Consider the following 20,015-nt stretch of genomic DNA (forward strand, 5'->3'; position numbering starts at 1 on the left):
TTTTCAAGGGGTTTTCGACTAGAGTAAGGCGGTGAGGAGCCGAGATCTGCGACTGCTGCCGAAGGCCGAGCTGCATCTTCATCTGCTGGGGGCGTTGCGGGCGACGACATTGGCGGAGCTGGCCGCTTCCGAAGGGATTCCGGTGCGGGATCCCCGGCTCTTCGCCGACTTCGACGAGTTTCAGCAGTGCTTCCAGGACGCCTTCCGGCTGACCGCGGCACGCCCGGAGAACCTCCGCCGCCTGGTCCGCGAGGTGATCGCGGACGCCGCGGCCGATGGCGTCGTCTGGGTCCAGCCGCATTTCGATCCGTACTTCTACACGCCGCTCGGCAGCCCGGACGAAGTGATGGAGCTGGTGCTGGACGAGGCCGACTCGGCCAGTCGCGAGTACGGCGTGGGCTTCGGGCTGACCATGGCGGCCTCGCGGCATACCGAGGCCGAGGTCGCCGAGGAGCGGGCGAGGTTCGCGGCCCGCTATGCCGGCCGCGGCGTCCATGCGCTCGGGCTGACCGGCAACGACACGGTCGCACCGGCCGCTGTCTTCGCGAATGCCTTCAAGATCGCGCGTGACGGCGGGCTGACGGCTGCGCCGCACGCGGGTGAGCTGGCCGGCGCGGACAGCGTGCGCGCCGTCGTCGAGGAGTTGGGCGCGACCCGGGTTGCGCACGGGATCCGGGCCGCCGAAGACCCCGCAGTACTGGCGTTTCTGGTGGAGCGCGACGTCACGCTCGACGTGTGCCTGACCTCGAACGTACTGCTCGGCGTGACGGCGTCGATCGAGTCACATCCGCTGCCGGCTCTGTTGGCGGCCGGGGTGCGTTGCTCACTCGGCGCCGACGATCCGCTGATGTTCGACAAGGGGCTGTACGACGAGTACTCGCTGGCCCGGGACGGGCTAGGGCTCTCCGACGAGCAGTTGGCCGCGATCGCGCGGACCTCGTTGGAGACCAGCGACGCCCCTGCCGACCTGGTGGCGAGCGGGCTGGCCGGCGTGGACGCCTGGCTGCGGGCGGACGACGAGCCGGCTCAGGAGCGCGGGTAGCCGATCTCGGCGATCTCCTCGGCGAGGTCGGCCAGGCGTCGTTCGGGGTTGAGCGAGGTCACTACGTACTCGGTCAGCGGCATCAGCGCATAGACGTGGCGAACCGCTTCGAGATCGAGCGCACGCTCGTAGTAGTCCTCGGCGAACGTGAGGTAGGCCTCGGGACGCGAATCCATGACGAGGTCGAAGAGGTCCTCGGCCCGGTCGTCCTCGACGTTCCCGACCGGCCCACAGGCCCACTCGGCGTCCTCGGTCCGGCGCCAGAAGCACGTCGTCACCAGCCGCCGCCCGTCCTCGTCGGCGAACGCCGGCTCGTCCATCGCCTCGTGGAACTCCGACGGCAAGCCATCGAACATCCCCGGCCAGGTGTGCCCGAACTCGTTCGCGTACGGCGACATCGACGACTCGTGATCGAATCCGCGCGCGTACACGCCGTCCGGTGAGAAGACGATCGAGTACGCGTCGCCGGACCCGTTGTCCATCAGGGCCGCCTCTTCCGTCTCCGACCAGCGCGCGTCGAACTCGTAGTACCGGCTCTGCTGGTCCTCACACAACACCAGGTCCAGCACCGCCAACGCCCGGCTGACCCGTCGGACGGTGGCGATGTCCGGCAGCTGCCGGATCAGGTCGTGAACAGACACAGCCTGTTGCTCAGCGACGCTGAACGACTTCTTCGGCTACCTCGACCAGCTCGCGGTCCGTGGCTTCGGTCTCGGCGTCGTGGGCCGGCTCGAGCCGGTCGTGCGCGATCAGGGACTGGATGGCCCGCAGTACTGCGCTGGCCGCGGCGCCCCAGGTCGAGACGTACGAGAACTGCCACCACCACAGCGCCTCGACGACCCGGCCGGCTTCGTAGTGCGCGAGGCCGTGCACAAGGTCCGTCGCGATCGCGGTCAGGTCGTCGGAGAGCCGGTTGATGGTGATCTCCGGCGGCGCGGCGTACGGGTCGAAGACCTCGGCGTACTCGTCGAGGCCCTCGAACAGGATCGCCAGCCGGTCGCGCATCGCGTCCAGATCCGGGTCCGGACCGGCGTCGCTCTCGAACCGCTCCTCGGGCACGAAGTCCTCGAACGCACCCAGCCGGCCGCCGGCGAGCAGCAACTGGCTCACCTCGAGCAGCAGGTACGGCAGCGAGGCGAGGCCTTCGTCGACGCCGTCCTCGTCCGGCTGCGCCGCGATGTCGCGCACCGAGATCAGGAAGCTCTGCACCTGATCGGCGATCTGTTCGGCGAACTCGGTGAGGTCCTCCGAGTCGGTGGCCAAAGCAATCTCAGCAATATCGGTTGATTCAGTCATCGATCGATCGTCGCCCTTCAAACGCCCGTCCGAGTGTGACCTCGTCGGCGTACTCGAGGTCACCGCCTACTGGAAGTCCACTAGCCAAACGGGTGACGCGCAACCCCATGGGCCGGAGCAACCGGCTCAGGTACGTCGCTGTCGCCTCACCCTCCAAGTTCGGATCCGTGGCCAGGATGATCTCGGTCACCTCACCGCTGGCGAGCCGCTGCATCAGTTCCCTGATCCGCAACTCGTCCGGTCCGATCCCCTCGATCGGCGAGATCGCGCCGCCGAGGACGTGATAGCGGCCGCGGAACTCGCGGGTCCGCTCGATCGCCACGACGTCCTTGGCTTCCTCGACCACGCAGATCAGCGCGAGGTCGCGACGCGGGTCGCGGCAGATCCGGCACAGCGTCTCCTCCGAGACGTTGCCGCAGATCTCACAGAACTTGACCTTCTCCTTGACCTGCACGAGCACGTGCGCGAGCCGTCGTACGTCGGTCTCGTCGGCGGCGAGCAGGTGGAACGCGATCCGCTGCGCGGACTTCGGGCCGACGCCGGGGAGCCGGCCGAGCTCGTCGATCAGGTCCTGGACGGCTCCTTCGTACACGTCAGCCCGGGTTCTGACCGGGCTCGCCCGGACGGGTGAACCCGAGCGGACCGCCGGTGCCGCTGCTGCCGCCCTGCGACGGACCGTCGCCGAGACCCGGCAGGCCACCGCCCAGGCCGGGCAGGCCACCGCCCAGGCCGGGCAGGCCACCGCCGCCGAGACCGCCGGCCAGCGGGCCCATCGCCCGGGCCGCAACCTCCTTGGCATTCTCGGACGCGTCCCGGACCGCGGCCACGATCAGGTCGGCCAGCGTCTCGGTGTCGTCCTTGTCGACCGCCTGTGGGTTGATCGTCAGGCTGAGCAGCTCACCCGTGCCGGACACCAGCGCGGTCACCAGGCCGCCACCGGCGGTGCCCTCGACCTCCTGGTTCTCCAGGTTGGCCTGAGCTTCCATCAGCTGGCTCTGCATCGCCTGCGCCTGGGCGAGCAACTCGGACATGTCGAAGCCCCCGCCACCCTGCGCCCCGCCACCGTCGAACACCGCGATCTCCCTGCTTTCGGTTACCCCGAGCCTATCCGGTACCCCGGACAACCCCCGGCGCGGCCATCGTACCCGCGGAAACCGATGAGTCTCCCAAGCCTTCTCCACACCTTGTGGACACCTTTATCCACAACCTGTGCACAACCCCGCCCCCCAACCGCCTACCGCCTCCCCCACCACCCACAGCTCCCTCCCCACCCCTGTGGACGACGCCCCCGCCTCCCCTACCCACAGCCCTTCCCCACCCAGTCCCATCTATCCCCCGACCGATGCCCAACCGCCCACCACCTCACAGCCCTTCCCCCACCCGCCGTGGTCGACACCCCGGCCCCGCCCCCACCGCCGCTCACCAACGGAGCCCTCTCCCCATCCCTGGGAACGACGCTCCAGCCCCGGCCACCCGTCACCACACCAACGCCGTACCTCGAGCGAGCTCCCCCTGGATTCAGCTCCCCGCACCAACCGCCACACCGAGCCAGCTCGCCCGACCTCGCCCTCCACCCATGCGAAGCACCACCCTGCTGCCGAACGGCGAGGGCGACATGGCGCGGCGTCGAGGCCAGCCCCGTGGGGCGTTGCTCGCGCTGCCGTCGACAGTGGTGCGGCCGTGACGCCAGCCTGCTGCCACTCCGCGAGGGCAGCTCGGTGTGGACGTGGAAGCCATCGGCAAGGCTGACGCCGGCTATGCAGCCGTGGCGGATTGAACCGGTCGAAGGAACCTTTTGCGGAGTGTCAGTTGGGTTCTTCGGTGATGATCTGGGCGCCGAGGGCATCGCGGAGGAGGTCCGTGTGACTGCGGGAATCCTCTTCGAGCACGATGTCGTCTTCCGCGATAGCTTCGGCTTCTTCCTCCGGTGTGAGCGGACCTTCATCCACTGGACGCGCGGCTGCGCGACTTGCCTGCTCGGCCGCCACGGCGGCTTCAGCAGCCCGACGCTTACTCGCAGCCTGTTCGCGGCGGTTCTCCGGCGAACCAGGTGTCGCCGACGGCGCAGGCGGCCCACCCGCCTGCTGATCACCCTGTACGACGTGCGCCCCGCCCAACCGAGCCTCTACCGCAACCCCGCCACGCAGACCCTCGTGCCGATCCACCTGCGCCTGACCCACAGATTCGTTCTGCGGCCCACCGGACCCGACCCTCGCAGCCCCACCGAACCCCGGCGCACCTTCACCGGCCCCACCGCCCTGCACGTCACCCGCCCCCTGGCCAGCCGACCCGCCAGCCCCGTAGCCAGACCCACCAACCGCCGAACCCACGCCCGATGAGCCCTGACCCGTCGAGCCGCCGATACCGGGCGATCCGTGACCCGCTGTGCCACCCGCACCTGCTGAGCCGCCAACCCCGCTCCCCGCCTGAGCCCCTGAGCCGCCCACGCCTGCCGATCCCTGAGCTGCCGAGCCACCCACACCTGCCGACCCATGAGCTGCTGAGCCACCCACGCCTACTGACCCCTGAGCTGGTGATCCACCGACGCCGACCGACACCTGAGCAGCTGAGCCGCCCGCGCCGCCCGACCCATCAGCGGTGGAGCCTGCTGCGCCGGGCGATCCCTGAGCGGAGCCGGCTGCGCCTGGTGAGCCCTGATCGAAGCCGGCTGAGGTGGGCGATGCATGACCTGTGATGCCAGCAGACTCGGACGATCCGTGCGCAGGGGACCCTGCCGCTCCGGACGATCCGGGAGCAAGGGAACCGGCGGTGCCGGGCGATCCCTGACCCGGGGAGCCCGCGTCGCCGGGCGATCCCTGACCCGGGGAGCCCGCGGCGCCGAGCGATCCGTGACCTGGGGAGGCCGCCGTGCCGGGTGATCCCTGAGCTGTGGAGTCGGTGTCGCCGTGCGTGCCAGCAGGTGAGCCAGTGGGGCTCGCCGAGGCGTGCGAGTCGGGCGCTTGGGCGGCTGACCCACCGGCGTGAGCGTGGGGGCCGGGAGCTGGGTAGCCGTCGGTGGCCGCGTGCGGTTGCGGGGCGCTGGGCGGTTGATACTGACCGCCCGGCGGCGGGGAGTCCCAGGACGACGGACCGCTCGGTGGACCGGAAGGCGGTGAAGCCGGCGAACCCGCACCGGGGTCGGCGGACGGGTCGACGACCGCTTCGACGCGCCGAGTCAGTCCAATGGTGTCGATCATCGCCTGCCGGAGGATCTCGTCGCTTCCCGAGCGGGCGAAGCTCTCCCGCGCACCAGCGTTGACCAGCCCGAGCGTCAGGGTCTGCTCGTCGATCGCAATGACCTGGGCGTTCTGGCTGAGCATGATCCAGGCGAACCGCCGCTTGCTCTTCACCGCCTCAAGAATCTCCGGCCACAACCGCCGAACATCACCAAGCCCAACAGACCCCGATGAAGCAGGTACGCCGACGGCACCCGCAGCCGCAGACTGACCAGCCGACGACGAAGCTGCGGACTGAGCGCCAGGGCTGGGCGCGACCGGCGCAGCCGGAACAGTCGAAGCCGCCGCCGCGGAATGCCCAGAAGCCTGCTGAGCAGCCGCCGACTCATCCGGCCACGCCCCCGACCGCCCACCATCCGCACCGGCCGCGTCTGTTTCAGCAGTCACACCAGCAACTGAAGATCGGCTATCGGAACCGTCAGCCGCCCGCTGCCCACCGTCCGCCGCCCGGGTCGCAGCGGACTGACCGCCGTCCGTCTCCTCGTCGGCTGTCCCCCGACCGCCTGGTTGAGAAGCGGCATGGCCGGAGCCCGCCAGATTCCCCGCCGGCGCCTGACCTGGGCCGGAGCCCGCCACGCTCCCCGCTGGTGCCTGACCTTGATCGGAGCCCGCCGGCGCCTGACCTGGGCCGGAGCCAGCCACGCTCCCCGCTGGTGCGTGACCTTGGCCGGAGGCCGAGGGGCTCCCCACTGGGGCTTGACCACGCTGGCCGGGGCTGCCAGAAGAACTCGCCAGTGGCTGAGCAGGTGCCTGCGGCGCGGCTGTTGCCTGTGCCACCGGCGGCGGCGCGCCCGTAGTACCGGCTGGAGGTACGCCGATGGTCAGGCGGCGTTCCATTCGGTCCAGGCGGGCCTGGATGCCGTTGGTGGAGTCGTCGGCGCCGGGCAGAAGCACCTTGGCGCAGATCAGTTCGAGTTGGAGGCGCGGTGCCGTGGCGCCACGCATCTCCAGCAATCCGGCGGCGACGATGTCGGCGGCGCGCGTCAGTTCGGCCGGGCCGATCCCGGCTGCCTGCGTCTGCAGTCGCTCGCCTTGATCCTCCGCCGCCTCGATCAGTCCAGACGCAACGGCGTTCGGTACTGCGGAGAGGATCACCAGGTCACGCAGTCTCCGGAGCAGGTCCTCGGCGAAGCGCTTCGGGTCCTGACCGGTCTCGATCACCTTCTCGATGGTCTCGAAAACAGTCCGGCTGTCATGCGCCGCGAACCCGTCCACGCAAGCGTCCAGCAGCGAATCCGGCGTGAACCCGAGCAACTGGACCGCGAGCCGATAGGTGACGCCCTCCTCGTCGGCACCACCGATCAACTGGTCGAGCACGCTCAGTGAGTCACGCACCGACCCGGCACCGGCGCGAACCACCAGCGGCAGGGCGGCCGGCTCGATCGTCACGCCCTCGGCCGTACACAACGTCGCCATGTAGTCGGCCAGCGCCTTCGGCGGGACCAGGCGGAACGGGTAGTGGTGCGTCCGGGACCGGATCGTCCCGATCACCTTGTCGGGCTCGGTGGTGGCGAAGATGAACTTGAGGTGCGGCGGCGGCTCCTCGACCAGCTTCAGCAGGGCGTTGAAGCCCTGCGTGGTCACCATGTGCGCCTCGTCGATGATGTAGATCTTGTAGCGGCTCTCGACCGGCGCGAAGAACGCCCGCTCGCGCAGGTCGCGCGCGTCGTCGACACCACCGTGCGAGGCGGCGTCGATCTCGATCACGTCGATGCTGCCAGGGCCGCCGCGGGCGAGATCGGTGCAGGACTTGCAGACGCCGCACGGCTCGGCGATCGGGCCCTTCTCGCAGTTGATCGCGCGGGCCAGGATCCGCGCGCTGGTGGTCTTGCCGCAGCCTCGTGGGCCGGAGAAGAGGTAGGCGTGGTTCACCCGGTTGTTGCTCAAAGCGTTCCGCAGCGGAACGGTGACATGGTCCTGCCCGATCACCTCGGAGAACGTCTCCGGGCGATACCTGCGGTACAACGCTAGGGGTGCTTCCACGACCGCAACCCTAGCGCCGCCCACGGACAATTCGTGCCCAGCCCGTCACGACCCCGAAGCGAACGGATCCCAGCCAGGCAACCCCACGCCAGACAGCCGCGTGTCAGGGAAGCTGGCCCGGTTCCTCGAGGAGCCCGCGGAGGTAGTTGCCGTACCCCGACTTGGCCAGGGCGTCGGCGCGTTGCAGCAGGCCGGCGTCGTCGATGAAGCCGCGCCGCCAGGCGATCTCCTCGGGGCAGCTGATCTTCTGCCCCTGCCGAACCTCGACGGCACGGACGAACTCACCGGCCGACATCAGCGAGTCGAACGTCCCGGTGTCCAACCACGCCGTACCGCGGGGAAGCACCTCGACCTGGAGCCGGTTCGCCTTCAGGTACACGTCGTTGATCGACGAGATCTCGAGCTCGCCGCGCGCCGAGGGCTTGATGTCCTTGGCGATCTCGATGACGTCGCTGGAGTAGAAGTACAGCCCCGGTACGGCGTAGTTGCTCTTCGGCTCGGCCGGCTTCTCCTCGATGCTGAGCGCGCGACCTTCCGCGTCGAACTCGACCACGCCGTACGCGCTCGGGTCGGCGACCCGGTACGCGAACACGACACCGCCGTCGACCTCGTTGAACGTCTGCAGCCGGAGACCGAGCCCGGGGCCGTAGAAGATGTTGTCACCGAGGGCGAGCGCGACCGGCTCGGAGCCGATGAAGGACTCACCGATCAGGAAGGCCTGTGCGAGGCCGTCGGGGCTCGGCTGAACGGCGTACGAGATGCTCATCCCGAACTGCGACCCGTCGCCGAGCAGCCGCTGGAACTGCGCGGCGTCGTCCGGGGTGGTGATGACGAGCACCTCGCGGATGTTCGCCAGCATCAAGGTGGACAGCGGGTAGTAGATCATCGGCTTGTCGTAAACCGGCAGCAACTGCTTGCTGGCCGCCATCGTGAGCGGATGCAGTCTGGTGCCGGAACCGCCGGCCAGGATGATGCCTCGCATGCGACCGCACCCTACCGATATCCGGCGGTCAGGCCACATCAGCCCAGGTGATAGTCCGCGAACCGGGTCCGCAGATCCTTCTTCGAGAACTTGCCCACCGACGTCTTCGGCACCTCCTCGATGAACTCGACCGCGTCCGGCAGCCACCACTTGGCCACCAGCGGTTCGAGGTACGCCAGGATCTCCTCCGACGTCGCCGTCGCCCCTTCCACCAGTACTACGCACGCCAGCGGCCGCTCGTCCCACTTGGGATGCGGTACGCCGATGACCGCCGCCTCCTTGATGGCCGGGTGACCCATCAGCAGGTTCTCCAGTTCGACCGAGCTGATCCACTCGCCGCCGGACTTCACCAGGTCCTTGGTCCGGTCGACCAGCCGCACCGATCCGAACTTGTCGATGGCCGCGACGTCGCCGGTCTTCATCCAGCCGTCCTCGGTGTTCAGCTCGACCCCGTCGTCAGGCCGGTAGTACTCGGCGGCGATCCACGGCCCGCGAACCTGCAGCTCACCAGTCGCCTCGTCATTCCACGGCAGCGGCGTGATCGACCCCGGCTCGACGATCCGGACCTCCACACCGGGCAGCGGCAGCCCTTGCCGAGCCCTGAGATCTGCCTGCTCGTCCTCCGGCAGATCCGCATACCGAGCCGGCACATGCGCCGCCGTGGCGACAGGGCTCGTCTCCGTCATCCCCCACGCTTGCAGGATCGGCCGACCCAGCTTCTCCCGGAACGCCTCGGACAACGCCTTCGGTACTGCGGAACCGCCGCACGGGATCCGCCGGAGTTTCGGCAACTCGACCCCGTCGAGCAACGGAAGCAGACCCTGCCAGATCGTCGGCACTCCCGCGGACAGCGTGACCTCACGCTCCTGCAGAAGTTTGAGAATGCCCGCCGGGGACATGTCCGGACCGGGGAACACCAGGCTCGCCCCGGCCATCGGCGCCGCGTGAGCCAGACCCCAGGCATTCGCGTGGAACATCGGCACCACCGGCATCACCGTGTCGGTCTCGGTCAGCCCGATCCCGGCATTGGTGAGCACACCGATCGAGTGCAGCCAGGTGGACCGGTGCGAATAGACGACACCCTTCGGATTCCCCGTCGTACCGCTGGTGTAGCACATGGCCGCGGCCTGGTTCTCGTCCTCGACGCGGAAATCGACCGGCGAGGCAGCCGCCAGGAGCTCCTCGTAGTCGTGGAACCGATCGTCCGCCGGCACCTCCACCCCGGCAGCGCCGGGCGGCAGGTCGTCCATCACCACGACGTGCCGGACCAGGGGCAGCCGTTCCAGCAGCGGCAGGAACAGCCCGAGCAGCGACCGGTCGACGAACACCACCTCGTCCTCGGCGTGGTTAGCGATGTAGACGACCTGGTCGGGGAACAGCCTGATGTTCAGGGTGTGCAGGACCCGCCCGGTGCACGGCGCCGCGAAGTACAGCTCGAGGTGGCGGCCCGAGTTCCAGGCGAAGGTGCCGACGCGGCCGTCGGCGCTGATTCCCAGCGTGTCGAGCACCCCGCCGAGGCGTCTGGTCCGCTCCGCCCACTCGGCGTACGTCGTGAGGGTGGGCGCGGGCCCGCCCGTATAGACCGTCTTGTCCGGGTAGTACTCCTCGGCCCGGCGGAAGATGGTGTCCAGGGACAGCTGGTAGTCCTGCATCAGACCCTTCATGGACCCACAATGCCAGTCCCGGTGTCAGGTTGGCCATGACCGCGTTGTGCACCGTGTCTGCACCCACCCCGCCCTGAACCGGCCCTCGTTGCCTCCGATCTCCTCTCATCAATAGTTGACACGACATACGTGTCGTGTAATCTATTGCACATGCGAGCGGCGGAAGAGCTTCGGTACTTGGTGCTGGCGATCCAGCGCGAGGGCAACCGCCTGCTCGCCGCAGAGCTGAAACCACTCGGAATCACACCGTCACAAGCCGAAGTACTACGTGTCCTTCGGGATCACGGACCACTGACACTCAATGCCCTCGGCGACCTGCTGGTGTGCGAAACGGGCAACAGTCCCAGCCGGCTCGTGGACCGCCTGGTCGCGCGTGGACTGGTCCAGCGCGACATCGACCGGGTGGACCGTCGGTATCTCGCGCTGAGTCTGACCCGCCAAGGTAAGGCCTTGTGCCGCCGGATCGTCGCAGCCGAAGAGGTCCTGCACAAAACCATCGACCGACTCGTCCGGGGCCGACAGGCCGACGTGACCCTCCAAACGCTGCGAGCTGTCGCTGCCGGCTTCCCGGCCGGCGAAGCGCTGGCCCGCCGACGCGCCGTCGCATAGGAGAAGCAGCCATGGAACAAGCCGTTTCCCACCTCCCAGCCGCCCCTGCCGCGATTCGCCATGCGTTGCTGGACCCGCTGTCACTCCCGGAGTGGAACGAAGCATTCCTGGCGATCGACGGCCCGGCCGATGCCGAGGTCGGAGTTCGCTACGTACTGCGAGTCCGGCCGGGGCTGACCGGGCATCTTGAGTACACGGCGATCGAGTCGGACCGGATCGACTTCAGTTGGCAGGTCCCTGGGTTCCACGAGACCAGCAGCTGGATCCTCGGGCCGAATGGCACGGTCACGCATTCGTTCGAGCAATCGGGTCCACTGGCCGCAGTACTGCGTCCCGCCTACCGCGGTATCGCCGCGGTGCGCCTCGACCGCCTCGCGAACCGGCTCGCCCAACTGAGCCGGGCGGCCTGACCCCAGAAGCCCGGCCCAGTGAAGGTCTGCCGGGACATGACTCGGACCGCCAGCGCTCATCGATCGCCTCTTGGCCTGCCTTCTGTCGACCTCCGACCGACAGAGGGACGACCAGGCTCGGCTGATGAGCGTGGGCGGTCCGCTTCCACTGTCTTGCCCACCAGCGAGGCTCGTGGCGTCCGAGGCGACCAGGTGTCAGGCGAAGTGGGCGCCCGGTTTCCGGTAGCCGCGGAGGAGGTCGCGGGAGATGATCAACCGCTGCATCTCGTCGGTGCCTTCGAAGATCCGCCAGAGCCGGACCTCACGGAACCACCGCTCGATCGGCAACTCCTTGGTGTAGCCCATTCCGCCGTGGATCTGGAGCACCCGGTCCGCCACCCGGTTCACGGTATTGGTGCCGTAGAGCTTCGCGATCGCGCTGTCGTGCTGCGGATGGCGACCCTGGTCGACCGTCCACGCGGCGTACAGGACGAGCCAGCGAGCCGCCTCCAGTTCGACCTCGGAGTCGGCGATCATCCACTGGATCGCCTGGTTGTCGCCGATCGCGCTGCCGAAGGTCTGCCGGGTGGTCGCGTGCTCGATCGCCAACTGCAGCAGGCGTTCACAGGCACCGATCCCTCGAGCCGGGATGATGAACCGGCCCTTCATGATCCAGCGCATCGCCAGTTCGTACCCCTGCCCGACCTCGCCGAGCACATGGTCGCCAGGCACCCGCACGTCGTCGAAGTTCAGCGTTGCCGGCACCGCCTGGCCCATCGTGATGATCGGGTCGGACGTCCAGCCCCGGTCCCGATCCACCAGGAACGCGGTGAAGCCGCCCTTCGATCCCTTGTCCGCATCCGTGACCGCGATGACGATCGCGAAATCGGCCTCGTTCCCGCCGGTGATGAACGTCTTCTCGCCCCGGATCACCCAGTCGTCGCCGTCGCGGCGGGCCGTCGTACGGATCGCGCGGGTGTCCGACCCGGCGCCTGGCTCGGTGATCGCGAAGCAGGACTTCCGCTCACCGGAGATCGTCGGGAGCAGGTACTCCTTGCGCTGCTCCTCGTTGCTCTCGAAGAGGATGTTGTCCGCCTCGCCGCCGAACGAGAACGGCACGAACGTCCGGCCCAATTCGCTGGTGATCAGCGCCTGGTCGACGGCCGACAGGTTCATCCCGCCGTACTCTTCCGGCGTACTCAGTCCCCAGAAGCCGAACGACTTCGCCTTCAGCCGCAGGTCCCGGATCTGCTCGGGTTCGACGCCGGGCAGTCCTTCCCGCTCGCGTCGGAGTACCTCGTTCTCCAGCGGCATCAGCTCACGGCGGACGAACTCCCGCGTCGTCTCCCGAATCGCTTGCTGTTCCTCACTGAGCGAGAAGTCGACCATCAGCGCTCCAAATAGTTGGGTACCAGTCACCCTAGGCCGGTTTACTGTTCGGTACATGTTGCTGGAGATTCGCGGCACCCGCCTGTACGTCGACCGTCGCGGCACCACCGGCTCGCCGCCGTTGCTGTTCCTGCACGGCGGACCGGGCTCCGGTTCGTACGACTTCCTGTCCTTCCAGGGCGACCGCTTGTCCGCGAAGCTCGACCTGGTCGGCGTCGACCAACGCGGCGTCCAGCACTCCGATCCACTCGACGGCCCGGTCACCGAGAACGATCTGATCGCTGATTTCGAGGCGCTCCGGTCAGCCCTCGGCATCGAGCAGTGGTCGATCCTCGGCCACTCGTACGGCGGTCGGCTGGCGCTGCGATACGCGGCAACGCACCCCGAAACAGTCAGCAAGGTGATCTTCGAGAATCCGCCGTGGGACATGGTGCTGGCAACCAGGACGCTCGTCCTCGGTGCTCTTCCGCTGCTGCGGGAACTAGGGCTGGACGACGGCGTGGAGGACCTGCTGGCGTACGACGGCCCGGCGACCGCTGAGATGTGGGACGAGCGCATCGGCGTACTGCAGCGGCTCGGCGACCGCCGGATGGAGCTCTACCTCGGCCCGAACGCACGCGACCTCGTGTTGCCGGCGGACGATCTGCCCGACGAGATCCAGAGCCGGGCCGGCCGGTTCGCCACCGAGATCACCCGCACGCCGGGCTTCTCGGAGTCGCTGCTGCCCTATCTGGAGCGGCTGACTCAGCCCGCGCTGCTGATCAAGGGTGAACTGGACCCGGTCACCAGTCCGGAGGAGATCGCGCTCTTCCAGGCCAAGGTCCCGAACGGCACCTACCGGAATTTCCAAGGCATCGGTCATTTCGTGCACGGGGAGGTGCCGGCGGAGTACGCCGAACTGGTGACGTCCTTCGTGGCCGGTTAATCGGCTGCTTGCGTCCGCCACGTTTGGCAGAATCCGGACGACCGGAAAGGCGGGCGGATGACAACGCAGGTGATCGTGCTGAACGGCGGTTCCAGCTCGGGCAAGACGGGAATCAGCCGGTGTCTGCAGGCGATCCTGCCGCAGCCGTGGCTCAGCCTGAGCGTGGACGACCTTGTCGACGCGCTGCCGCCGTCCGTGCTGGAGGGGAGCTCCGGCATCACCTTCGGCGAGCAGGGAGAGGTCGCGGTCGGCGCCGGGTTTCGTGAGATCGAGAGCGCCTGGATGACCGGCATCGCGGCGATGGCACGGGCCGGCGCGCGGATCATCCTCGACGACGTGTTCCTGGGCGGCCGCGAGTCGCAGGACCGGGTCCGTCGGCAGCTCGAAGGTCTCGACGTGCTGTGGGTAGGCGTGCGTTGCGACGCCGAGATCGCAGCCGGCCGCGAAATCGCCCGCGGCGACCGCACCGGCGGCATGGCGGCGCAGCAGGCGGACATCGTCCACGAGGGCGTCACCTACGACCTCGAGGTGGACACCGCCAAGGCCGAGTCCCTCACCTGCGCCCGAACCATCGCCAACCACCTCACCTAAGACCCGCGTACGCCGGCGGCACGCGCGCCCGCACACGAGCGATCCCGGCGTACCGGCGTACCGGCGTACCGGCGTACCGGCGTACGGAATCAGACCGCGTAGGGGACGGCGCGTTTGTGGGTGGTGCGGCGGTGGGTGGCGATGATGATCTCGGCCGCGGCGTCGTCGATCTGCTTGCCTTCGAGGAAGTCGTCGATCTGGTCGTAGGTGACGCCGAGCGCGTGCTCGTCGGGCAGCCCGGGGTTGTTCGTCTCCAGGTCAGCCGTCGGCACCTTCCCGGTGATCAGCTCGGACGCACCGAGCCGCTCCGCGACGGCCCGCACCCGCCGCTTGGTCAGCCCCGACAGCGGCGTCAAATCACACGCCCCGTCGCCGTACTTCGTGAAGAACCCCATCACCGCCTCGGCCGCGTGATCCGTCCCGACCACGAGCCCACCGCGCGCACCCGCCACGACGTACTGCGCGATCATCCGCTGCCGCGCCTTGATGTTCCCGGTGTGGAAATCGGCCCGCTCGCCGAGATCAGAATGCTTGACCGAGTCAACCATTGCGTCCGTCGCCGGCTTCACGTCGACCGTCAGCGTCTCGTCCGGCTGGATGAACTCGAGCGCGCGCTGCGCATCGACCTCATCAGCCTGTACGCCGTACGGCAGCCGCATCGCCACGAAGCTCGCCTTTCCGCCGGCCGCCCGGACCCGCTCGACCGCGAGCTGGCAGAGGCGACCCGCCGTACTGGAGTCGACGCCGCCGCTGATCCCCAGCACGTACGTCGAAGCGCCGGCGCGGCGGAGCCGGTCGGTCAGGAAGTTGAGCCTGCGTTCGATCTCCAAGTCGACATCGAACGAGGGGCTCACGCCGAGCTCGTCGATGATCAGCTCCTGCAGGTACCGGCGGTCGTCGCTCATCAGGCTCCCTCGTCGACACGATCTGTCCGGAGCCCAGCCTATTTCGCCCACCCGGCACGTGCATGCACGCGGTCCGATTCCCGGAACCCGCACCGCTTTACCGGAGCCTGCCCGAAGAGGTCCGGACATAAGGATTCCCCGCGCACCCGGAAGAGCTCACTTACCCTTGCTGCCTTCCGGCCCTGGGGGAGTTGGGCGAGATACCGCCACGCGGGGAACCAGCCAAGAGTGTACTGGACCCCCGCCCGCAATGAGGAATCCGGCCCTCTCCCTCTCCGCGTCACGGCTCGCCGCCGCACTGAGCCCCTCTCCGCGCCGAGGCCACCCCGCGCCTCATAGCCCGCTTGGGGATGGTTTCTACGCTGGCACGGTGACCAATCTCGCGCTCGGCCGGATCGGAATCACCACCGGCCTGAACAGCTCCCCGGACTCCCTCGCAGCGGCAGCGGCCGCGGAAGACCTCGGCTACCCCGCCATCTGGCTCTCGGGCGGTCCGCTGCCCGGCCTGCAGACCATTACCGACCTGATCGGTGCGACCCGGTCGATCAAGTTCATCAGCGGCATCCTCGCTGTGGACACCTACGCCGCAGACGACGTCGCGACGACGTACGAGCAACTGGAAGCCTCCAGTCCGGGCCGCTTCACCGTAGGACTCGGCGGTGCTCACGGCGCGAAGCCGCTCGCCACACTGAACGCCTACTTCGACCAGCTGACCGCAGTACCGACAGAGCGGCGTCTGCTCGCCGCGCTCGGCCCACGCATGCTGGAGCTCGCACGGGACCGCAGTGAAGGCGCGTACCCGTTCCTGATCACCCCTGCCTACGCAGCCGAGGCACGGAAGGTGTTGGGTCCGGACAAGCTTCTCGCTGTGAGTCACCTGGTCGTCCTGGAGTCGCACCCCGCACGAGCCCGGTCGATCGCACGCGACACGATCAGCTTCTTCCCAAAGATCCCCGGCTATGCGGCGTCGCTCAAACGCCAGGGCTACAGCGAGAGGGAGCTCACTGAGCTACCCGATGCGATGGTGGACGCGCTGGCCGCCTGGGGTACGCCGGACGCGATCGCCGAGAAGCTGCAGCAGTTCCACGCGGCCGGCGCCGACCACGTAGCCATCAATGTCATCACCGGGGTCACAGGCCCGCAACCAATCGCCGAATGGCGGGCTTTGGCCCCAACTCTCCTAGCGCTCTAGGCCGCGCTGCCGCTTGAGCAGCGCGGGGATCCAGTGATCGCCGTACCGCTCCTGCAACTCCGGCCTACGCCAGTCATCACCAGTCACGACACCACGGCACAGCGCCGACCCGCACCTGCACTCCATCTTAAACGGAACGCCAGTGCTGGTGCCGTAATCGTTGGTGACCTCTTCACCCGCCGCGATGTCGCGACGGGTCTCGAGCGTCACTGCATCGACCCACCACAGATTCGGATCACAACTGTGGTTGCCATAGGCAATGTTCGGCCGCGGGTCGGACGGCAGCACGAGATGCTCGTCGTCATCGACCGTGATCGTGTCGACCGGCGGATTCTTCAGCAATTGCTGGAGTTCTGCGGTCGTCACCGTCCGCCCCGCCAACTGCGAGACCACGACACCTTTCGCGATCGGCTCGGCCGCAAATAGCCCCTGCCCCTCGATCCCGGACTTCTTCACCACCAGGCCGGGATGCCCCCAAAGCAAGCGCTTCTCATACAGCCGCGCCAGGGATTCCAGCTTGTCGTACCGATAAGGCTTGACTTCCCCCGTCGCCTCGAACCGCAGCCGCTGCCAGAACCCCGCAGCCTGCTCCGCATTCGTATCCACCACCGCCAACCGAAGTACCCGAATCTCCGGCCACTCCTCGGTCACATACCGCTCCACCAACTCGTACGCCGTACGCCCGACCCCTTCGCCCTGGCGCCCGCCATGCACCTCGAGCAGTCCGATGAACCCGGTGTATCCATTCGGATACCCCCGCAACAGATCAACAACAGCGACCAGTTGCTCCGCGTCCCAAACCCCCAACACGACCTTCGCGTCCTCGGCGATCGCCTCCGGCCGCATCATCAACAAACTCTGCGCATCCGCCGCCCCCGGCGGATACCCAGTGATCCGCTCGGTATACCCCGCATCCGACTCAATCAATTCCTGCACAGCCTCAACATCGTCACCGGTGATCTCAGCAAGCCTCATTCAGCCGCCTCCAACTGACCGACACTGCCGGCCATGATCGCCCGCACCCCCACCTCCACCAACGGCAACTGAACCAGCGGCTTCAACAACACCCGCCCGTCCCCCGGCCGCACAACCCCAGCATCCGGCGCCTCCTCATCCATCCCTCGACCCTAAAACCCCCGCCCCCTCCCCTCCACGCCATTTACCTCCCACCCCACACCCGGCGCCTAGCCACGAGGTCCCACCGCCCACACTGACGGCCTGCCGATCCGCCTCAACCCCCCGATTTCAGCTACACCCCTCCCCTCGCGTATCCTCTCGCCTTGGAGGATTCGCCTAGAGGCCTAGGGCGCACGCTTGGAAAGCGTGTTGGGGGCAACCCCTCACGAGTTCGAATCTCGTATCCTCCGCCACTCTCCGGAGAAGCAAAACCGCAGGTCAGAGCGCGGTTCTTTGAGTGGCGATTTACGGTAACCCGAGCTGCCGTTTGATCGCAACTGGGAAGCGATATTCTGGGAGATGTGACAGACCCTCGGAGCGCCCTAGAGGCAAAGACGGCCCGATACCGGCAGACCGAAGCCACCCACGAAGAGGCTCGCCAAGAGGTGCTGGCAGCCGTCGTCGATGCCCTGCGGGCGGGCGTGCCGCCGACAGAGGTAGAGCGGCTATCGCCCTTCACTGCGGCGTACATCCGTAAGACAGCCCGGGAGAACGGCATCCCTCCCGCGAGTCGCGGTCGGAAGCCTTCCCGAGCTTGAGTGGTGAGCTGGCACGTGGTCTTCGGCATGCCAATGAGTTTTGGCGAAATCGCGTCTCGCCCTAGCTCCGCGTGTATCTCATCTCGACCGTCCGTGACCCATCTGGTCTCATCTGTGTCTCACGAGACTGATACGTTCGCGAGACTCAAACTCGCCACTGGGGAGCACTGATGCCCGCCGAAACAGCCCTGAAGGTCCTCCTACGACAGCGCCACCTACAGGAGCATCGCGCCTTCTGCCGCGAATACGACAAGACAGCGCGGATCGTGGACCGAGAGCTGGTCGGCGGCTACCCCAGCAAGGCGACGTTCTACCGATGGATCTCCGGCAACCTGACCGGCCTACCTCACCCCGGTCACTGCCGCATCCTCGAAAGCATGCTCCCCGGTTGGACCGCCCAAGCGATGTTCGAGCCTTGGCCCGGGGAGGATGACCAGCCAGCGGAGCCACCCGCAGCCGTCGCTTCCGCGATGCCGGCCGAATTGGCAGGCGTCACGGCGATCTACACGAGCCGCACCGAGTTCTCCCACCAAGTGCCGTCGACGAAGCTGTTCGACAGCGCTATGAGCGTCGATGCAATGGGTCTATCCCTCAACCTGATCTGCCAGCAGTACCCGGACCTCAAGCTCCGAGCTCTGCTACGCCGCGCATCGGTCCGGTTGCTCTTCCTCGACCCGGACGGCGACGCGATCAAGCGCCGCAACATCGAAGAGGGCCACGAAGACGGCCATCTGTCGGCCTGGTCCATCGGCAACATCAACATCATGCGACGCCTTCGCGACGACCTCCCGCCGGAGGCCGCCGAGCGGCTCCAGCTCCGGATGTACGACGAGACGATCCGCTTCAACCTGATGTTCATCGACAACGAGCTGGGCATCATGCAGACCTACCTACCGGCCCTGCGCGGACTCGACTCCCCAACCTTCATGATGCGGCCGACAGGGCCTGAAGGAACTGACCTGTACTCCGTGTACGCCCACGTCTTCAGCTCACTCTGGGAACGAGGCAAAACCCTGTGACCGACCTTCCCGCCCTCCTGGCGACAGCTAGCGAGGCCACCGACAAGGCCAGCGCGATCATCAGATCCCGTCAGCCGGGCGAGCTGACCGCCAAGGGCGATCGCGACATGGCATCCGAGGTCGACTACGCCGTCGAACAAGCGCTACGGACCTACCTCGCCGAAGCAACGCCGGACATCGGCTTTCTCGGGGAAGAAGAGGGCCGAACGGCGGGCAGCTCCGACGAGCTCTTGTGGGTGCTCGACCCCGTAGACGGAACCGTCAACTTTGTACACGGCATGCCCCTAGTCGCCGTATCGCTCGGCTTGGTTGCCGGAGACCGCTCCATCCTCGGTGTGATCGAGATGCCCTTCCTCGGCAAGCACTACGCAGCCGCGGATGGCCTCGGAGCCACCTGCAACGGCAAAGCAATCCACGGCAGCACCTGCAGCAGCCTCAGTGATGCCCTCATCGCCATCGGTGACTACGCCGTCGGAACTGGCGCTCCCGAGCGCAACCAAGTCCGGCTCGCACTGACCACGCTGCTAGCCGCGAATGTCCAGCGCATCCGGATGCTCGGTACAGCCGCAACCGACCTCGCATGGGTTGCCGAGGGCAACCTGGATGCCTCAGTGATGTTCACCAACAAACCCTGGGACACCAGCGCCGGAGTCCTCATCGCCCGCGAGGCTGGCGTCCAGGTGCTCGACGTCGACGGATCGCGACACACCTTCAACTCCACCGGCACAGTTGCTGTCGCGGCTCCGCTCGCGGCCGAGCTGCTCGGACTTATCCAGGAAGCTCGGTCGGCCGCCGAATCACAGTGAGTCAGGCTGATCCGGCGTGTCGGCGCTGATGCAGGGGTTAAGAGGCAGTCACAGCGACTCGATAGGACGGACTCGGGCGCTGCAAGCACCTGCGCTAGGCGACGGGCTCAGGTCATCCCCAGAACGGCGAACCTTTGACCCGCACGCCACCTCAAAGTAGGCAGATGCAAGCGCTGCCATTCTGATCCGGCCTATGCCAACATCCTTCATGGGACAGCGAGGGGGAGTCATGGGAGCCGAAGCGCGGAATGTCACGACTGCCGGTCGAGACG

18 protein-coding genes, 1 tRNA gene, 1 other RNA gene and 1 pseudogene are annotated in these 20,015 nt (G+C 67.6%); 9 read left to right on the forward strand and 12 right to left on the reverse strand.

The features are described from left to right. Positions 1-31: 31 nt before the first annotated feature. Positions 32-1,042 (forward strand): adenosine deaminase, encoded by a 1,011-nt coding sequence (gene add, locus DIZ26_RS15070; protein ID WP_112241633.1) that lies wholly within the window; start codon positions 32-34, stop codon positions 1,040-1,042. Here the strand turns inward: add and DIZ26_RS15075 are convergent. The 7 genes and pseudogenes from DIZ26_RS15075 to DIZ26_RS15105 form a co-directional block, all read right to left on the reverse strand. Then, positions 1,027-1,683, reverse strand: a complete 657-nt coding sequence (locus tag DIZ26_RS15075) for a hypothetical protein (RefSeq protein ID WP_112241635.1) — start codon at positions 1,681-1,683, stop codon at positions 1,027-1,029. The genes add and DIZ26_RS15075 overlap by 16 nt on opposite strands. A 10-nt stretch (positions 1,684-1,693) precedes the next feature. Then, a complete protein-coding gene (locus tag DIZ26_RS15080; protein ID WP_112241637.1) occupies positions 1,694-2,338 on the reverse strand; it encodes a DUF5063 domain-containing protein in 645 nt (214 codons plus the stop codon). Beyond that, positions 2,331-2,930 carry a recombination mediator RecR gene (gene recR / locus DIZ26_RS15085; RefSeq protein ID WP_112241639.1) on the reverse strand — a complete coding sequence of 200 codons (600 nt, stop codon included), beginning with the start codon at positions 2,928-2,930 and terminating at the stop codon, positions 2,331-2,333. Before recR ends, DIZ26_RS15080 begins: the two co-directional genes overlap by 8 nt. 154 nt (positions 2,931-3,084) lie before the next feature. Continuing rightward, positions 3,085-3,369 (reverse strand): annotated as a pseudogene (locus tag DIZ26_RS39230) (YbaB/EbfC family nucleoid-associated protein); the annotation flags it as partial. A gap of 774 nt (positions 3,370-4,143) precedes the next feature. After that, positions 4,144-7,587: a DNA polymerase III subunit gamma and tau gene (locus DIZ26_RS38900; RefSeq protein WP_408610237.1), complete on the reverse strand. Its 3,444-nt coding sequence runs from the start codon at positions 7,585-7,587 to the stop codon at positions 4,144-4,146. 73 nt (positions 7,588-7,660) lie between these two features. Then, positions 7,661-8,539, reverse strand: a complete 879-nt coding sequence (rfbA, locus tag DIZ26_RS15100; RefSeq protein WP_112241643.1) for a glucose-1-phosphate thymidylyltransferase RfbA — start codon at positions 8,537-8,539, stop codon at positions 7,661-7,663. Between the two features lie 38 nt (positions 8,540-8,577). After that, positions 8,578-10,203, reverse strand: coding sequence for a long-chain fatty acid--CoA ligase (locus DIZ26_RS15105; RefSeq protein WP_232828362.1), 1,626 nt, complete (start codon positions 10,201-10,203; stop codon positions 8,578-8,580). Positions 10,204-10,353: 150 nt separating this feature from the next. On the opposite strand from DIZ26_RS15105, the gene DIZ26_RS15110 reads away from it, so the two are divergent. Both DIZ26_RS15110 and DIZ26_RS15115 read left to right on the forward strand, forming a co-directional pair. Beyond that, the gene (locus DIZ26_RS15110; protein WP_112241645.1) at positions 10,354-10,812 is read left to right on the forward strand and encodes a MarR family winged helix-turn-helix transcriptional regulator; all 459 of its coding nucleotides are present in this window, start codon (positions 10,354-10,356) and stop codon (positions 10,810-10,812) included. An 11-nt stretch (positions 10,813-10,823) separates the two neighbouring features. Next, positions 10,824-11,222 (forward strand): SRPBCC family protein, encoded by a 399-nt coding sequence (locus DIZ26_RS15115; RefSeq protein ID WP_112241648.1) that lies wholly within the window; start codon positions 10,824-10,826, stop codon positions 11,220-11,222. 195 nt (positions 11,223-11,417) lie between these two features. On the opposite strand, the gene DIZ26_RS15120 is transcribed toward DIZ26_RS15115, so the two are convergent. Continuing rightward, positions 11,418-12,590, reverse strand: a complete 1,173-nt coding sequence (locus DIZ26_RS15120) for an acyl-CoA dehydrogenase family protein (RefSeq protein ID WP_112241650.1) — start codon at positions 12,588-12,590, stop codon at positions 11,418-11,420. A 55-nt stretch (positions 12,591-12,645) separates the two neighbouring features. On the opposite strand from DIZ26_RS15120, the gene DIZ26_RS15125 reads away from it, so the two are divergent. After that, on the forward strand, positions 12,646-13,515 hold the full coding sequence (locus DIZ26_RS15125) for an alpha/beta fold hydrolase (RefSeq protein WP_112241652.1): 870 nt from the start codon (positions 12,646-12,648) through the stop codon (positions 13,513-13,515). Between the two features lie 57 nt (positions 13,516-13,572). Next, a complete protein-coding gene (gene cpt, locus DIZ26_RS15130) occupies positions 13,573-14,106 on the forward strand; it encodes a chloramphenicol phosphotransferase CPT (RefSeq protein WP_198676105.1) in 534 nt (177 codons plus the stop codon). An 89-nt stretch (positions 14,107-14,195) separates the two neighbouring features. Here cpt and nadE read toward each other — a convergent pair whose 3' ends face one another. Together nadE and ffs are read right to left on the reverse strand one after the other, a co-directional pair. Next, on the reverse strand, positions 14,196-15,011 hold the full coding sequence (gene nadE / locus DIZ26_RS15135; RefSeq protein ID WP_112241654.1) for an ammonia-dependent NAD(+) synthetase: 816 nt from the start codon (positions 15,009-15,011) through the stop codon (positions 14,196-14,198). Positions 15,012-15,137: 126 nt separating this feature from the next. Then, an RNA gene (ffs, locus tag DIZ26_RS15140) (signal recognition particle sRNA small type) lies at positions 15,138-15,234 on the reverse strand. A 147-nt stretch (positions 15,235-15,381) separates the two neighbouring features. On the opposite strand from ffs, the gene DIZ26_RS15145 reads away from it, so the two are divergent. Continuing rightward, complete coding sequence (locus DIZ26_RS15145) at positions 15,382-16,203, forward strand: TIGR03620 family F420-dependent LLM class oxidoreductase (protein ID WP_157979721.1); 822 nt, start codon at positions 15,382-15,384, stop codon at positions 16,201-16,203. Here the strand turns inward: DIZ26_RS15145 and DIZ26_RS15150 are convergent. Both DIZ26_RS15150 and DIZ26_RS37470 read right to left on the reverse strand, forming a co-directional pair. Further along, positions 16,192-17,178, reverse strand: a complete 987-nt coding sequence (locus DIZ26_RS15150; RefSeq protein ID WP_112241658.1) for a GNAT family N-acetyltransferase — start codon at positions 17,176-17,178, stop codon at positions 16,192-16,194. The two genes, DIZ26_RS15145 and DIZ26_RS15150, sit on opposite strands and share 12 nt — an antisense overlap. Next, entirely contained in the window at positions 17,175-17,321 is a 147-nt protein-coding gene (locus tag DIZ26_RS37470) for a hypothetical protein (protein ID WP_157979722.1), read from the reverse strand. Before DIZ26_RS37470 ends, DIZ26_RS15150 begins: the two co-directional genes overlap by 4 nt. A 164-nt stretch (positions 17,322-17,485) precedes the next feature. Between DIZ26_RS37470 and DIZ26_RS15155 the strand changes: the two genes are divergently transcribed. From DIZ26_RS15155 to DIZ26_RS15165, 3 genes are all read left to right on the forward strand, one after another. Continuing rightward, positions 17,486-17,573: transfer RNA gene (locus tag DIZ26_RS15155), tRNA-Ser, on the forward strand. A 515-nt stretch (positions 17,574-18,088) separates the two neighbouring features. Further along, a complete protein-coding gene (locus DIZ26_RS15160) occupies positions 18,089-18,937 on the forward strand; it encodes a DUF5919 domain-containing protein (RefSeq protein ID WP_112241660.1) in 849 nt (282 codons plus the stop codon). Continuing rightward, positions 18,934-19,743: an inositol monophosphatase family protein gene (locus tag DIZ26_RS15165; RefSeq protein WP_112241662.1), complete on the forward strand. Its 810-nt coding sequence runs from the start codon at positions 18,934-18,936 to the stop codon at positions 19,741-19,743. Before DIZ26_RS15160 ends, DIZ26_RS15165 begins: the two co-directional genes overlap by 4 nt. The last annotated feature ends 272 nt before the right edge of the window (positions 19,744-20,015 follow it).

Source organism: Kribbella monticola, from assembly GCF_003261635.1.
Taxonomy (GTDB): domain Bacteria; phylum Actinomycetota; class Actinomycetes; order Propionibacteriales; family Kribbellaceae; genus Kribbella; species Kribbella monticola.